Origin of the sequence: Aeromonas sp. QDB62 (assembly GCF_027705695.1) — a bacterium.
In the GTDB taxonomy this organism is placed as follows: domain Bacteria; phylum Pseudomonadota; class Gammaproteobacteria; order Enterobacterales; family Aeromonadaceae; genus Aeromonas; species Aeromonas allosaccharophila.
Map to the genome: position 1 here is coordinate 1 of NZ_JAPDCD010000068.1, position 13,952 is coordinate 13,952.

The following is a 13,952-nucleotide window of genomic DNA, read 5'->3' on the forward strand; positions in this document are numbered from 1 at the left end:
AGCCAAGGCCCCAGAGGTATAGTGTGAAAAAAGCCAATAAAAACAATGCCAGTCAGGCTTAACTGACTGGCATTAGGCACATGGCCCCTCTCTCTTTTCCGCTGGCAGCTTTGGCGCATCAGTCAGCAACGTCCCTCACACGGTCAGGCCGCCTTGCTTCTGGCCGTACGCTTGCCCGAACTCTTGCGAGGCGCTGCACCGCCAACCGCTGGACTCTTGCGTTTGGTAAAGCGCCGTTTGCTGGCACCCGGCGCCTCCTTCGGCAGGTCGCTGAAGCTGGCGCCAGAGTCCTGCCGCGCCCCCTCGATCAAGCCGTTGAGCTGTTCGGTGAGCGGCCCCATAAACTGCTGATAGCTGCCGTGGCGCTCGGCGATCTGGCCTAGGCTCTGCTCCCACAGCGCCGTCATATCCGGCGTAGTGGCGGTGGCGGGCAGCGCCTGCACCAGCGCCCGCCCGGTCGGGGTCGCCTTGATGCTCTTGCCCTGACGCACCAGAAAGCGGCGCTTGAACAGCAGGTCGATGATACCGGCCCGGGTCGCCTCGGTGCCGAGGCCGTCGGTATCGCGCAGAGTTTTGCGGATCTCGGGATCCTGCACATAGCGGGCGATGCCGGTCATGGCCGCCAGCAGGGTGGCATCGGTGAACGACTTGGGCGGCTGGGTCATCTTCTCCAGCAGTTCGCCCCGCTCGCACAACAGTTGCTCTCCCTCTTTCAGAGCCGGCAGGGTGCCCGCCTTCTCTTCGTCGTCATCCTCCTCCACCCCGAGCAGTGCCTTCCAACCCGCTTTCAGAATGCGGCGCGCCTTGGCCTGAAACAGACCACCGGCGATGCGCAGCAGCACCTTGCTGTCGTTGTATTCGAACGGGGGATAGAACTGCAGCAGGTACTGGCGGGCAATCAGGCCATAGAGCTTCGCCTCGTCGGCCCCCAACGTGGCGGGATTGCCCTGCTTCTCGGTGGGGATGATGGCGTGGTGGGCATCCACCTTGCTGTCGTTCCACGCCTTGCTGCGGATCTTGCCATCCGCCTCGCTAACCGCCTTGGCCAGCGTGGGCGCTGTGGCGGCGATGGCGCCGCGCACCTGCTCGGCCCGCTTGAAATGATCGGTCGGCAGGTAGCGGCTGTCGGAGCGCGGATAGGTGATGAGCTTGTGGCGTTCGTAGAGGCTCTGGCAGATGTCGAGCACCCGCTTGGCATCCATACCGAACCGTTTGGCGGCATCGATCTGCAGGCTGGAGAGGTTGTAGGGCAGCGGCGCCGCCTGCTTGCGGGCCTGCTCCTCCACCGATTCGACCTGTGCCGGTTGGCCGTTGATCCGGCTCACCACCTTGTCGGCCAGCGCCCGGTTGAGCACCCGCCCCTCCTCGTCCTGCCACGGCAGGCAGGCTTCGGACGGCAACCACTTGGCGGTGAAGCGCTCGTTACCGTCGGTCAGCTGATGGGCCAGCACCTCGTAGAAGGGTTTGGGTACAAAGGCCTCGATCTCGAGATCTCGTCGCACCACCAGCCCGAGCAGCGGGGTCTGCACCCGACCGACCGAGAGCAGCTCGCTGCAACCTGCCTTGCGCCCGAGCAGGGTGTAGGCGCGGGTCATGTTGATGCCATAGAGCCAGTCGGCCCGACTGCGGGCAAGTGCGGAGACCGCCAGCGGCACGAACTCCTTGTTGTCCCGCAGCTTCTCGAGCGCGCGGCGCACCGCGGGCGGGTTGAGATCGCTGATGAGACAACGCTGCACCGGCTTGGTTTTCGGGTAGCCGAGAAAGTCGATTACCTCGTCCACCAGCAGTTGCCCTTCCCGATCCGGGTCACCGGCGTTGACCACGCAGTCGGCCTGCTTGATCAGCCGCTTGATAACGGTGAGCTGGGCTTTGGTCTTGGGCTTGGCCACCAGCTGCCACTGGGCGGGGATGATGGGGAGGTGCTCCATCCGCCACTGCTTGAAGGCGGCGTCATAGGCATCGGGCTCAGCCTGCTCCAGCAGATGGCCGATACACCAGGTGACCACATCCCCCTGGGCTGTTTCGATAAAACCGTCGCCCTTCTTGTGGGGCTTGGGCAGGGCATCGGCAATGGCGCGGCCCAGCGTGGGCTTCTCGGCGATAAAGAGTCGCATCGGTGGCTACCTGCAATACTGTATATGCAGACAGTATACAACTGCCACCGCGAAAGCCCAACTGCCCCTATTCGTCGAACGGGTGATCGTGGATGGCGGCAAACAGCCGCGCCTGATTGAGCAGCGGCGCATAGTGGAAGGCATTTTCGCCATCTTCCGCCAGCAGGTAGTCGGTCAGCTGTTCGCGCACCGCCTCTTGCAGGGTCTCCAGCTTCCACGGCTTGGCAAGGTAGTAGTGCAGTCCGCCACGATTGACCGCCTCGACGGTCGCTTCCAGCCCCGCTTGCCCGGTCAACAGCAATTTGCGACTGGCACGGGTGGTGGCACGCCGGTTCAGCTCCACCAGAAAATCGACCCCCAGGGTTCCCGGCATGATGTGGTCACAGAGGATCAGCGCCAGCTTGTTGCCGTCGCCCTCCCACTCCTCCACCACCGCTCGCGCCTCATCGACACTCTCGGCCGCCTCCAGCTCGAAGTGGGAACGGAACGGGGCGAGATCGTGGATCACCGCATCCAGCACCTCCCGCTCATCGTCCACACACAGGATCAGATAGTGTTTGTTCATTACTCCTCCTTGGCGACATGGTTTGGCACGTCGCACGATTGATGCTGGCGACGGCTCAGGCCGCATGCTCCTTGTTGTTTTGAGGTTCGCCCCCGTAACCGGCCTGCCCCATGCCGTCCAGCGGCAGACAGACCCGCATCCGGGTGTAGCGGCCCGGTTCGGAGGCCACCTCGATCCGGCCGTGGTGCTGCTGAACTATCTGCAGCGAAACGCTCAGACCGATACCAAGACCGAAATGGCCCTCCCGCTTGGTGGTGAAGTTGAGATCGAAGATCCGCTGCCACAGCTCGGGCTCGATGCCGCAACCGCTATCCTCGATCTCTACCATAACCCACTCGGGCTCCAGCAACCCGGTGCGGATGGTGAGTCGCCCCGGGCCGCTCATGGCATCCAGACTGTTGGCGATGAGGTTGGTCCACACCTGTTGCAGGGCGATGGGGTGACAGCGCACCAGCGGCAGCGGCTGGTACTCCTTGCAGATCTCATGGTGCTTGAGGCGGTTTTCGAAAATCATCAGGGTATCTTCCAGCCCCTCGTGCAGATCCACCAGCAAGGGTTCGAGCCGATCCTGCCGCGCATACTGCTTGAGGCTCTTGACCAGATCGCCGATGCGGCGGGCACACACCTCGATATTGCGCAGGAAGCTGCCGGTCTGCTGGAACAACTCCAGCCGGGATAGCAGCGCCTCCCGCTCTGCGGCGGTGCGGCTGGCAAACCAGCGCTGCCAGTTCAGCTCGTCATCCAGATTCATCTGCACCGCCAGCCGCGCCTGCTGGCGATCGCCAAAGCGCCCCTCAGCCTGCCGGGTCTTGTCACGGATCTCGCTGGTCGAGACCGGCTGGGCAGTCAGTGCCTGACAGAGGGTCTGGTTGCCCAGCCCTTTGATGGGGGGTGGCAGCTCGAGATTGACCAGATCGGGGATGGCGGCCCGCAGGGTCTCGCTGCCACGGATGATGGCCGCCACCGGGTTGTTCAGCTCGTGGGCAACGCCTGCCACCAGCTGACCCAGCATCGCCATCTTTTCGCTCTCCACCAGCTGGGCGTGAGCGGCATCGAGGGAGTTGAGGGTCTGTTGCAGCCGCATCTCGGTGCGGATGCTGTTTTGCAGGCGGCGGTTGAAGTGGCGCAGCAGCAGGTTGGTAAAGGAGGGGAGCAGTTCGCTGCGCGCCTGCATCACCCGGGAGAATTGCAGCTTGTCGAGCTTGATCACCTCGGCGCCGGTCAGGGTCACCCCGGTGGTGAAGGCGGGTTCGCCGGTGACGAAGGACATGCCCCCCACCAAGGAACCGGTGCGGTAGTGCACCACCTCCTGATCGATGCCCTGCTCGTCCCGCTTGCGCAGCACCACCTCCCCCTTGGCGATAAACCAGAGAAAGCTGTTGGGCTCCCCCTCGCGGGTCAGCACATGGCCCGGACTGTAGTGGCGGCAGACCCGCGCCTCGTCGTTGCCATCGAAAAACTGGTAGAGGCCGTCGATCACCACCCGCGACAGTTCTTCATCGCTGCAGTGGGTGTAATCCATAAAACCCTGCCGATAGGCCGCCAGCTGGCGATCGACATGGACCCGCAGCAACTTCTGGTTGTCGAGCACGGCGGCATAGCTCAGCAGGTCAGCCTCGGGCTGGAGCAGCACAAAGTGGCTGGCCTGCTCGATCACCGCCCGGCGCAGGCTGCCATCGCGCCAGGGGCGCTGCAGGTAGTAGTCGAGACGACCGAGGTTGACCGCCTCGATGATCGATTTCATCTCCGGCTGGCTGCCCAACAGGATCTTGCGGCACGCCTCGTGGCGGCTGCCGAGGCGGATCAGAAAATCGGCCCCTCGCCCATCCCCCAGATCGCTGTCACACACCACCACGGCGGGCGGCTGCCCCTTACGATCCAGCTCGTCCAAGGCCAGCTCAGCCGACTCCTGCCCGACCACCACCACCAGCGCAAAATGGCCGAGTAGCGGGGCCAGCTCCTGTTCGAATTCGGTCAGCAGCTGCACGTTGGCGGCGACACACAGCAGTGAGAAAGGGCTCATCGGCGACACTCCGTTGTGGCTCACTGTTCACTATATCAACGAATCTTGTGGGGTTTTGCGAGGGGGCTAACAGCTGTCGTGGAAAGTGAATAAATTGCTCAATCGACGATTAATTGAATTTAATTCCACCAAGCTGTCAATATCAAAATAAAAGACAAAGTGTGACAGCCATCAAAAAATATAAACCATGATGAAGGTCAACGCCTTATCCCTGTCATTACTACTACTATTGGACTACTACTATGTTGGTAAAAATTGACCGTAGGAAAACGCCGCCATGATTGGAAAACTGATAAGAAAAACCTGGTTCTGGCTCCTGCTGCTCGGGGCCCTGCTGGGTGTCGCGGCACTGGGTGTCACCGTGACCGTGCTGCACAAGACCAGCTCCACCGAATTCTGCGTCTCCTGCCACTCCATGCAGACTCCGCTCGCCGAGTATCAGGGCAGTGTCCACTTCCAGAACACCAAGGGGATCCGCGCCGAGTGTGCCGACTGCCACATTCCGGGCGATCCCACCTCCTACCTGTGGACCAAGGTGCGCGCCGTGAAGGATATCTATCACGAAGCGATCGGCACGCTCGACACGCCTGAGAAATATGAAGCCCACAAGCTGCGGATGGCCCAATCTGTCTGGGACGAGCTGAAAGCCAACGACTCCGCCACCTGCCGCAGCTGCCACAGCTACGAGGCGATGGACATACTGGCCCAACGCCCCAATGCCCGTGCCGAACACCCGGTCGCCATCAAGGAAGGACAAACCTGTATCGACTGCCACCGCGGTGTCGCCCACATCATGCCTGACATGAGCGGCCTGGCTGCCGCCGGTGCCAGCGAGCTGGCGCAGGCTGCGGCCCAGACTCCGGCCAACGTCACCACCCGTTATGCCATCGCTACCACCCCGCTGTTCCTCGATGCCGCCGCCAAGACTGACGAAGGCACCCTGATGCCCTCCACCAAGGTGGAAGTACTGGCCAACGAAAACGGCCGCGCCAAGGTGCAGATCGAAGGCTGGCAACAGGATGGCGTGAGCGAAGTGTTCTACGCCGCACCGGGCAAGCGGATCCTCAGCGTACTGGTCGGCGATGCCGCCAAGAAAGCGCTGGTCACCGGCCAGAGCGAAACCGACAGCGCCACCAACCTCACCTGGCATCAGGTCAAGCTGACCGCCTGGGTCGACCAGACCCAGCTCATCGGCGATCAGGGCAAGCTGTGGCAATACGCCTCCACCCTGATGTCCAACAACTGTACCGGCTGCCACGGCCTCACCGCGCTGGATCACTTCAATGCCAACCAGTGGATCGGCGTCATCAAGGGGATGGAATCTCGTACCTCCCTGACCCCGGAACAGGCTCGCATGCTGACCCAGTATGTCCAAAAACATGCCAGTGACATGAGCGCGGCCCACTAAGGCTGGAACAGAGGAAAACCGTTATGACTTTTTTCAACGACAAGAAGACCAATCTGTCCCGCCGCAACCTGCTCAAGGGGCTCGGCGCCTGCGCAGCCCTGCCCCTGCTCGGCGGTATTTTTCCCAAGAGTGCACTGGCGCAAGCCATCAGCACCGCATTGAGCCAGTTCCCGACTCTGGTGCCCGCCCAGAAGGGCATTCTGACCGGCGCCCACTGGGGTGCGTTTGAAGCTGTCGTCGAAGATGGCCGCATGGTGCGCGTCCAGCCGGTGGCCGATGATCCGGCGCCGAACGATCTCATCGACATGGCACCGTTCCAGGTGCACGCCAAAAACCGCATCAAGTACCCCATGGTACGCAAGAGCTGGCTGGAACACGGCCCGGGCGCCAAACCCGAGCTGCGCGGCGCCGACGAGTGGGTGCGAGTGAGCTGGGACAAGGCGATCGAACTGGTGGCCGGTGAAATCCAGCGCGTGCAGAGCGACTTCGGCCCGCAGGCGATCCACGCCGGTTCCTACGGCTGGAAGAGTGTCGGCATGTTCCACAACAGCCGCACCCTGCTGCACCGCCTGATGAACCTCTCCGGCGGTTTCACCGGTTATGCCGGTGACTACTCCACCGGTGCGGCTCAGGTGATCATGTCCCACGTGATGGGCTCCATCGAGGTGTACGAGCAGCAGACCGCCTGGCCCAACGTGGTGGAGAACGCCGAACTGGTGGTGCTGTGGGGGGTCAACGCTCAGGTCACCCTGAAGAACAGCTGGAACATGCCGGATCACGAGGGTCAGGCCGGCTTCAAGGCGCTGAAAGAGAAAGGCACCCGCGTCATCAGCATCGACCCCATCTACAACGAGACCGCCAAGCTGGTCGGTGCCGAGTGGATTGCCCCGAACGCCTACACCGACGTGGCCATGATGCTGGGTGTCGCTCACACCCTCTACAGCGAGAAGAAGCACGATCAGGCCTTCCTCGATCGCTACACCGTCGGCTTCGACAAGTTCCTCGCCTACCTGCTCGGCAAGGATGACGGTCAGCCGAAGAGCGCCGAGTGGGCGAGCACCGTCTGCGGCGTCGATGCCAAGGTAATTCGCCAGCTGGCCCTCGACATGGCCGCCAAACGCACCATGATCATGGCCGGTTGGGGCATGCAGCGTCAGCAGCACGGCGAACAGCCGAACTGGATGCTGGTGACCCTGGCCGCCATGCTGGGCCAGATCGGCCTGCCGGGCGGCGGCTACGGCTTCAGCTACCACTACTCCTCCGGTGGCAGCCCCACCGCCAAGGGCGGCATTCTGGCGGGTATCTCCGCCGGCAACGCACCGAAGAACAGCCCGGCACCGATCCCGGTGGCCCGTATCGCCGACTGTCTCGCCAACCCGGGCAAGACCATCGACTTCAACGGCCGCAAGGTGACCTATCCGGACATCAAGCTGGTCTACGTGGCGGGCGGCAACCCCTTCCACCACCATCAGGACACCAACAACCTGCTGCAGGCGTGGCGCAAGCCGCAGACCGTGATCGTTCACGAACCCTACTGGACCGCCACCGCCAAGCACGCCGATATCGTGCTGCCGGTCACCACCAGCTACGAGCGCAACGATCTGGAGATGGGGGGCGACTACTCCCAGCGCTATGTGTTCCCGATGCACCAGTGCGTGCCGCCCCAGTTTGAAGCCCGCAACGACTTCGACATCTTCAGCGCCATCGCCGCCAAGCTGGGTGTGCAGGAGCAGTACACCGAAGGGAAGGACGAGATGCTGTGGCTCAAGCAGATGTACGACGGCATGGCGGCGCAGGCCCGTGGTGCCCGCGTGGCGCTGCCGCCGTTCAACATGTTCTGGGAGTCCAACAACTACATCCGCTTCCCGATCCCCGAGGCCAACCGCCAGTGGATCCGTCACGCCGATTTTCGCGAGAGCCCGCTACTCAACCCGCTCGGTACCCCGTCCGGCAAGATCGAGATCTTCTCCAACACGGTGGCGGGGATGGGTTATGCCGACTGCGCCGGCCATCCCAAGTGGTATGAGCCCAAGGAGTGGGTGAAGAGCGAGGTGGCGGCGCGCTATCCGCTGTCGCTCAACACCTCCCACCCGACCCAACGGCTGCACTCCCAGCTCGACAACACCCCGCTGCGGGACAAGTTCGCCATCGCCGACCGCGAAGCGATCATGATCCATCCGCTGGACGCCAAGGCCCGCGGCATTGCCCAGGGGGATCTGGTGCGCGCCTTCAACGAGCGCGGCCAGATTTTGGTGGGCGCCCTGCTCTCCGAAGATGTGCGTCAGGGGGTGGTGCGGATCTGCGAAGGGGCCTGGTTTGATCCGGCCAAGCCGGGCGAAGCGGGCAGCATCTGCAAGAACGGCAACGTCAACTGCCTCACCTTCGACGAAGGCTCGTCCAGTCTGGCGCAAGGCAACTGCGGCCACATGGCCCAGCTGCAGATCGAGAAGTACACCGGCCCAGTGCTGGTCAACACCGCCCACGCGGTGCCGGCCAACGGCTAAGGCTGTAGCACCCCAATAAAAACGGCGCCATCAAGGCGCCGTTTCTGTATCTGTCTGCCATCTGTCTACCAAAGCGCAGGCATGGTCGGGATGGGTTTAGAACTCCCCTTCCTCCATATACTCCTGCGCGCACTCCACCAGCTGCGGCCACAGCTCTTCCGGCACCCAGGCGTCCGGGTCATCTTCATCCCCGTCGTACTGGCTCCAGAAGTAGCGGCGCAGGCCGGAGGCGAACTCGTCGCTGATCTCAGCCAGCTCCGAGAGCGGCCCCAACCAGGCGATGCGACGCAGGCCGGAGGCGAGATCGTTGATGGCATCCATCAGGGTGCGATCGTCGAAGCTCTGCTCCACCAGCAGGGTGAAGCGCTCGCGCGCCTGTTCGGTCTGATCTTCCTCCAGCTCGCCCACATCGGCCAGCAGGTCGACAAAATCTTCCAGAAGGAACGCGATCAGGCCATCCCTGTCTTCAAACCACTGGATCTGGGCGCCCTTGACCCCCAGCACAGAGGCATCAAACGAATCGTCAAGGTGACACAGTGCCCACGGATCGTCGGTCATGCTTCTCTTCCTCAGGCTAAAACAAATGCCATATGTTATGCCTAGCTCTCGACTCTTGCCACCTTGGGCAACGAGAGAGAGGCGGCCAGACCGCCCAGTTCGGCGCGGCCCATGATGAAACTGCCCCGATAGGCTTCCGCCAGATCGGAGACGATGTTGAGACCCAGGCCCGAGCCCGGCACCTTCTCGTCGAGCCGCACTCCGCGCAGCACAGCTTTGGCGATCTGATCCTCGCTCATGCCGGGGCCGTCATCCTCGATGCGCAGGGTGATCCAGCCCCCCAGCTCGGCGCTGGAGATGCGCAGCTCGCTGGCGGACCACTTGAAGGCGTTCTCCAACAGGTTGCCCACCATCTCGTCGAAGTCCTGCTCCTCCACCCCGACCGCCAGATTGGCGGGCACTTGCAGATCCACCGTCTTGCCCGGATAGAGGCGGGAGAAGGCGCGGCAGATGTACTCCACCCGCGCCCGCACCGGCGTCGAGACCCCGAGGATCTTGGCGGCGCCGGTCACCCGCGCCTTGCCGAGGTGGTAATCAATGTGGCGCTGGATCTGGTCGAGCTGCTCACCGATGGCGGCTTGATCCTCCGGCGGCAACTGGGCCACCTGATTGCGCATGATGCTGAGCGGCGTCTTGAGGGCATGAGCCAGATTACCGGTGTGGGAACGCGCCCGCTGCAGCAACTCGCCGTAGTGGTGCAGCAGCCGGTTGATATCCTCCACCAGCGGCTGGATCTCCAGCGGATAGCGCAGCCGGAATCCCTCCTGATGGCCCTCATGAACCCTTCCCAGTTCACGGCGCAGCAAGTGCAGCGGCCGCAAACCATAGACGATCTGGAACATGAAGCCGAGCACCAGACCGGCGGCGGCAAAGCCGAGGCCGAGGAACAGGCTGATGCGGGTCTTGTTGAGGGTCTGGGTCAGGGCGCTGCTGTCCTTGGCCATCACCAGAGTGAACACCCGATCGGAACCGGGCAGCAGCACGGTGCGGGTCATGATCAGCAAGGGCTCACGATTTGGCCCCTTGCCGACGAACAGGTCGGGATCGCCAAACGCCGACTTGAGCCCGTCGCTCTTCAGGGTGGTATCCCACAGAGAGCGGGAGCGCCCCACCACATCGTGGCCCAGCTCCAGCTGCCAGTAGTAGCCGGAGTAAGGCTGGCTGAAACGGGGATCCGACATCGGCTCGACCACCACCGGCAGGCCGGTTTTGGCCACCTCCAGCCGGGAGAGCAGATCGTAGAGCTGCAGACGCAGACCGTCGGCCTCCGCCTCCTGCCAGTAGTTGCGCATCATGGTCTGCAGGCTGAAGCCGGTAGCGAACAGAAACAGCCCGCACCACACCAGCGCGATGGCGAGCAGTCGCCCCCGCAGGGTTCTGACCAGCCTCATTCGTTGATCCGGTACCCGAGGCCGCGCACTGTTTCAATCAGGTCAGGGTTGGTTTTCTTGCGGATCCGGCCGATGAACACCTCGACGGTGTTGGAGTCGCGGTCGAAATCCTGAGCGTAGATGTGGTCGATCAGCTCGCTGCGCGACACCACCTTGCCCCGGTGCTGCATCAGATAACCGAGCACCCGGAACTCGTGGGCGGTCAGCTTGATGGGGGTCCCTTCATACCACACCTGGGACGCCGCCATGTCGAGCCGCACTCCGCCAATCTCCAGAATGGAGCTGGCGTTGCCTGCCGCCCGGCGCACCAGCGCATGGACCCGCGCTACCAGCTCGGCCACCTGGAACGGCTTGGTGAGGTAGTCATCGGCACCGGCGTTGAGCCCTTCGATCTTCTCGTGCAGCTGACCACGGGCGGTCAGTACCAGCACCGGGGTATCGATCCCCTTGCTGCGCCACTCTTTCAGCACGCTCAGGCCATCGCGCCCCGGCAGGCCGAGGTCGAGAATGATGGCGTCGTAGGGTTCGGTCTCGCCGAGAAAACCGGCCTCGTTGCCGTCGTGGCAGAGATCGGTGACAAAGCCGGAGAGGCGTAGCTGTTCGGCCAGCTGGCCGGCCAGGATTTTTTCGTCTTCAACAATCAGAATTCGCATGAACAGGCTTCCACACAGGGGTTATTCATCATCCTCGACCGGGGGCTTGGGCGGTTCGAACAGCCGCTCCAGATGGTGGCCCTTGGCCCACACCAGCTCAAGGTTGTCGGCCCGATAGGCCACCTTGATCACGCTGTTCTCCCGATCGATGACTCGCAGTTCATAGAGCCAGATACCATCCTCTTCCCCCAGATCCACCCGCAACACCCGTACCGGCAATCTGGCCGCCACCTCCATCATTTCATGGAAGGGCCGAACCCGTCCCTCATGGACAGCTTGCTGCAGTTGGGCTTCATCAGGCGTGACCGCCTGTGCCAGCACCGGCAGCAATAACCCGAGCAGAGGGAGCGCTCTATTCATGGATGATTCATCTCCAAAAACCTAACATAATGGCGTTTATAGTCTGCCAGCCATGAATCCGGAATGAATATGATCCCGCGCAGTGTCCTGCTGATCCTTTGTCTGTTGAGTGCCACAAGCTGGGCGGCCCAGAGCCGTCTCGACATGGCCGGGCTGGTCAAACTCCTGCTGGCGCAAGGGTATCACGACATTCGGGAAGTGGAGCTGGAAGGGGACAAATTCGAGGTCAAAACCCTCAATCGCCAGGATCAGAAGGTGCATCTCATCGTCGATGCCTACACTGGCGAGATCAAACAACAAGAGGCCGATTAGGCCTCTTTTGCATTCCAGCGTCCCCGCCAGGCGCGCAGTAGCTTATCTTTCCTCGGCCAGAGCAGGGCGCAAGCCAGCAACAGGTAGACGAGAGGCTCCCCCCAACCACTCTTGAGCGACCACCAGTAGTGCACCGGCACCAACAGGGCGATGGCATAGACCCAGTTGTGCAGCTTCTGCCATGCGGCGCCCATTCTGCGCTGCAATGCGGGCAGCGAGGTGATGCTGAGGGCGGCCAGCAGCAGCAATGCCACCATCCCCACCACTATGTAGCTGCGCTTGACCAGCTCGCCGCCAATCAGCCCCCAGTCAAACTGCAGATCCAGCCCCAGCCACGCCATGAAGTGGAGCAGCGCCCAGGTAAAACACCAGAGCCCGAGGGGGCGGCGCAGCTTGATAAGCTGCCCCTGCCGCCAGCGCCTAGCCAGCGGCGACACCAGCAGGGTGAGCAGCAGCAGGTTGAGCGCCCCCTTGCCGAGGTAGTGGATCAGCTCCGGCACCGGATCGCCCCCCAACAAGCCTGCCGGAATGGCAAAACCCAGCCAGAGCAGAAAGCCGAGGGAGCCCAGATGCACCAGCGCCCGCAAGCCGCTGATATGGGCCGGTTTCAATCTCAGTACCATTGGCGCAGATCCATCCCCTGATAGAGCGAGGCGACTTCGTCACCATAGCCGTTGAACATCAGGGTCGGCTGACGCTTGGCGCCAAACACGCCACCCTCGCCGATGAAACGCTCGCTGGCCTGACTCCAGCGCGGGTGATCCACCTGCGGATTGACGTTGGCGTAGAAGCCATATTCGTTGGGCGCCAGCAGGTTCCAGGTGGTCGGCGGCATCTCCTCCACCAACCGGATCGAGACGATGCTCTTGATGCTCTTGAAGCCATACTTCCACGGCACCACCAGCCGGATCGGCGCGCCATTCTGAGCGGGCAGGGTCTTGCCATAGAGCCCCATCGCAAGGAAGGAGAGCGGGTGCATCGCCTCGTCGATACGCAGCCCCTCCACGTAAGGATACTCGATGCCGCCCCCCAGACTGGAGGCCTGCCCCGGCAGCTGTTTCGGGTCAAACAGGGTTTCGAAGGCGACAAACTTGGCGCGACTGGTGGGCTCGGCACGGCGGATAATCTCCGCCAGTGAGATACCGTTCCAGGGCAGCACCATGGACCAGGCTTCGACGCAGCGCAGCCGGTAGATCCGCTCCTCCAGCTCGCTCTTGTTGATGAGATCCCACACATCGAGGGTAAAGGGCTTGGCCACCTCTCCCTCTACCTTGAGGGTCCAGGGTTCGGGTTTGAGGTAATGGGCATTGCGGGCCGGGTCGGACTTGTCGGTGCCCAGCTCATAGAAGTTGTTGTAACTGGTGGCCTTCTCCTCCGGTGTCAGCACCAGATTGGCCGGGCGCTCGGCAGGCTTGCTGTTGAGCGGCCTGGTGGCTAACTGGGGGGCATCCTCTTTACCGCGCAGCAGGTCGAGCACACCGGCCTGAGTGGGGAAAGCGAGGGTGGCGGCGCCCAGACCCAGCCCCTTGAGAATAAGGCGGCGATCCTGATAGACGGCTTCCGGAGTGACATCCTGTTCGGTGAGGGGGTGAGCGGCACGACGCTTGATCAACATGAAAAACTCCCGGGGCTACATAAGGCGATATGGATAAGACCCGCCCCGGCAGATTTTTATTTCACACAAATTTACATCATGTGGTGCAGGGGCAGTGCCTTGGCCATGGTGCCGACCAGAAACAGGACTACGAACACCAGCAGGGGAACGATCACATTGGGCGCCATCAGACTCACTCCATGAGCAGGACAGGGCCTCTAACTATGGCCGACTGTCAGGCCGGTCTCCAATGAATTTTTTTCGCGAGCGCAAGCGTATTCCTGAGTTGAAAAGGGTGATGAAGATCACACACAATTCGGCCCCCGCTTGCCGCCCCGATTGCCGGGGGTAGGCTGCCCATTTTGCGAAGCCAACTAAAGAGTCGCCCCATGAGCCTAATGCCGATCAGTTAAGGATCCATTGACCGATCCTCCTGATGTGTAAAAATCCGAAACCTGTTGATTGGTTTC

12 protein-coding genes are annotated in these 13,952 nt (G+C 62.3%); 3 read left to right on the plus strand and 9 right to left on the minus strand.

Annotated features, from left to right (window positions below; translation table 11 throughout):
* Positions 1-143: 143 nt before the first annotated feature.
* The 3 genes from OKC27_RS21350 to OKC27_RS21360 form a co-directional block, all read right to left on the minus strand.
* Entirely contained in the window at positions 144-2,114 is a 1,971-nt protein-coding gene (locus OKC27_RS21350) for a DNA topoisomerase III (RefSeq protein ID WP_182938701.1), read from the minus strand.
* 67 nt (positions 2,115-2,181) lie between these two features.
* Positions 2,182-2,679, minus strand: coding sequence for a response regulator (locus tag OKC27_RS21355; RefSeq protein WP_182938700.1), 498 nt, complete (start codon positions 2,677-2,679; stop codon positions 2,182-2,184).
* A 55-nt stretch (positions 2,680-2,734) separates the two neighbouring features.
* Positions 2,735-4,702 (minus strand): ATP-binding protein, encoded by a 1,968-nt coding sequence (locus OKC27_RS21360; RefSeq protein WP_182938699.1) that lies wholly within the window; start codon positions 4,700-4,702, stop codon positions 2,735-2,737.
* A 277-nt stretch (positions 4,703-4,979) separates the two neighbouring features.
* Between OKC27_RS21360 and OKC27_RS21365 the strand changes: the two genes are divergently transcribed.
* Complete coding sequence (locus tag OKC27_RS21365; protein WP_182938698.1) at positions 4,980-6,110, plus strand: NapC/NirT family cytochrome c; 1,131 nt, start codon at positions 4,980-4,982, stop codon at positions 6,108-6,110.
* A 23-nt stretch (positions 6,111-6,133) separates the two neighbouring features.
* Positions 6,134-8,614 carry a trimethylamine-N-oxide reductase TorA gene (torA, locus tag OKC27_RS21370; protein ID WP_182938697.1) on the plus strand — a complete coding sequence of 827 codons (2,481 nt, stop codon included), beginning with the start codon at positions 6,134-6,136 and terminating at the stop codon, positions 8,612-8,614.
* A gap of 96 nt (positions 8,615-8,710) precedes the next feature.
* Here the strand turns inward: torA and OKC27_RS21375 are convergent, their stop codons facing one another.
* Genes OKC27_RS21375 through OKC27_RS21390 form a run of 4 tightly spaced genes read right to left on the minus strand, consistent with a single transcriptional unit; the run spans position 8,711 to position 11,576 of the window.
* Entirely contained in the window at positions 8,711-9,172 is a 462-nt protein-coding gene (locus OKC27_RS21375; RefSeq protein ID WP_033114845.1) for a hypothetical protein, read from the minus strand.
* A gap of 41 nt (positions 9,173-9,213) precedes the next feature.
* Positions 9,214-10,563 carry a sensor histidine kinase gene (locus OKC27_RS21380; protein WP_042063812.1) on the minus strand — a complete coding sequence of 450 codons (1,350 nt, stop codon included), beginning with the start codon at positions 10,561-10,563 and terminating at the stop codon, positions 9,214-9,216.
* Positions 10,560-11,216, minus strand: a complete 657-nt coding sequence (locus tag OKC27_RS21385) for a response regulator transcription factor (RefSeq protein ID WP_005339826.1) — start codon at positions 11,214-11,216, stop codon at positions 10,560-10,562. Before OKC27_RS21385 ends, OKC27_RS21380 begins: the two co-directional genes overlap by 4 nt.
* 21 nt (positions 11,217-11,237) lie before the next feature.
* Positions 11,238-11,576 carry a PepSY domain-containing protein gene (locus OKC27_RS21390; RefSeq protein ID WP_042063810.1) on the minus strand — a complete coding sequence of 113 codons (339 nt, stop codon included), beginning with the start codon at positions 11,574-11,576 and terminating at the stop codon, positions 11,238-11,240.
* A 63-nt stretch (positions 11,577-11,639) separates the two neighbouring features.
* Between OKC27_RS21390 and OKC27_RS21395 the strand changes: the two genes are divergently transcribed.
* Complete coding sequence (locus OKC27_RS21395) at positions 11,640-11,888, plus strand: PepSY domain-containing protein (RefSeq protein WP_058051998.1); 249 nt, start codon at positions 11,640-11,642, stop codon at positions 11,886-11,888.
* On the opposite strand, the gene msrQ is transcribed toward OKC27_RS21395, so the two are convergent.
* Together msrQ and msrP are read right to left on the minus strand one after the other, a co-directional pair.
* Entirely contained in the window at positions 11,885-12,511 is a 627-nt protein-coding gene (gene msrQ, locus OKC27_RS21400) for a protein-methionine-sulfoxide reductase heme-binding subunit MsrQ (protein WP_182938696.1), read from the minus strand. The genes OKC27_RS21395 and msrQ overlap by 4 nt on opposite strands.
* Positions 12,502-13,503 carry a protein-methionine-sulfoxide reductase catalytic subunit MsrP gene (msrP, locus tag OKC27_RS21405; protein ID WP_058052000.1) on the minus strand — a complete coding sequence of 334 codons (1,002 nt, stop codon included), beginning with the start codon at positions 13,501-13,503 and terminating at the stop codon, positions 12,502-12,504. Before msrP ends, msrQ begins: the two co-directional genes overlap by 10 nt.
* Positions 13,504-13,952 lie beyond the last annotated feature (449 nt).

Coding starts and splice junctions, on each gene's coding strand:
- OKC27_RS21350 (WP_182938701.1), bottom strand. CDS start 2,114: ATGCGACTCTTTATCGCCGAGAAGCCCACGCTGGGCCGCGCCATTGCC.
- torA (WP_182938697.1), top strand. CDS start 6,134: ATGACTTTTTTCAACGACAAGAAGACCAATCTGTCCCGCCGCAACCTG.
- OKC27_RS21365 (WP_182938698.1), top strand. CDS start 4,980: ATGATTGGAAAACTGATAAGAAAAACCTGGTTCTGGCTCCTGCTGCTC.
- OKC27_RS21375 (WP_033114845.1), bottom strand. CDS start 9,172: ATGACCGACGATCCGTGGGCACTGTGTCACCTTGACGATTCGTTTGAT.
- OKC27_RS21395 (WP_058051998.1), top strand. CDS start 11,640: ATGAATATGATCCCGCGCAGTGTCCTGCTGATCCTTTGTCTGTTGAGT.
- msrQ (WP_182938696.1), bottom strand. CDS start 12,511: ATGGTACTGAGATTGAAACCGGCCCATATCAGCGGCTTGCGGGCGCTG.
- msrP (WP_058052000.1), bottom strand. CDS start 13,503: ATGTTGATCAAGCGTCGTGCCGCTCACCCCCTCACCGAACAGGATGTC.
- OKC27_RS21360 (WP_182938699.1), bottom strand. CDS start 4,702: ATGAGCCCTTTCTCACTGCTGTGTGTCGCCGCCAACGTGCAGCTGCTG.
- OKC27_RS21380 (WP_042063812.1), bottom strand. CDS start 10,563: ATGAGGCTGGTCAGAACCCTGCGGGGGCGACTGCTCGCCATCGCGCTG.
- OKC27_RS21390 (WP_042063810.1), bottom strand. CDS start 11,576: ATGAATAGAGCGCTCCCTCTGCTCGGGTTATTGCTGCCGGTGCTGGCA.
- OKC27_RS21355 (WP_182938700.1), bottom strand. CDS start 2,679: ATGAACAAACACTATCTGATCCTGTGTGTGGACGATGAGCGGGAGGTG.
- OKC27_RS21385 (WP_005339826.1), bottom strand. CDS start 11,216: ATGCGAATTCTGATTGTTGAAGACGAAAAAATCCTGGCCGGCCAGCTG.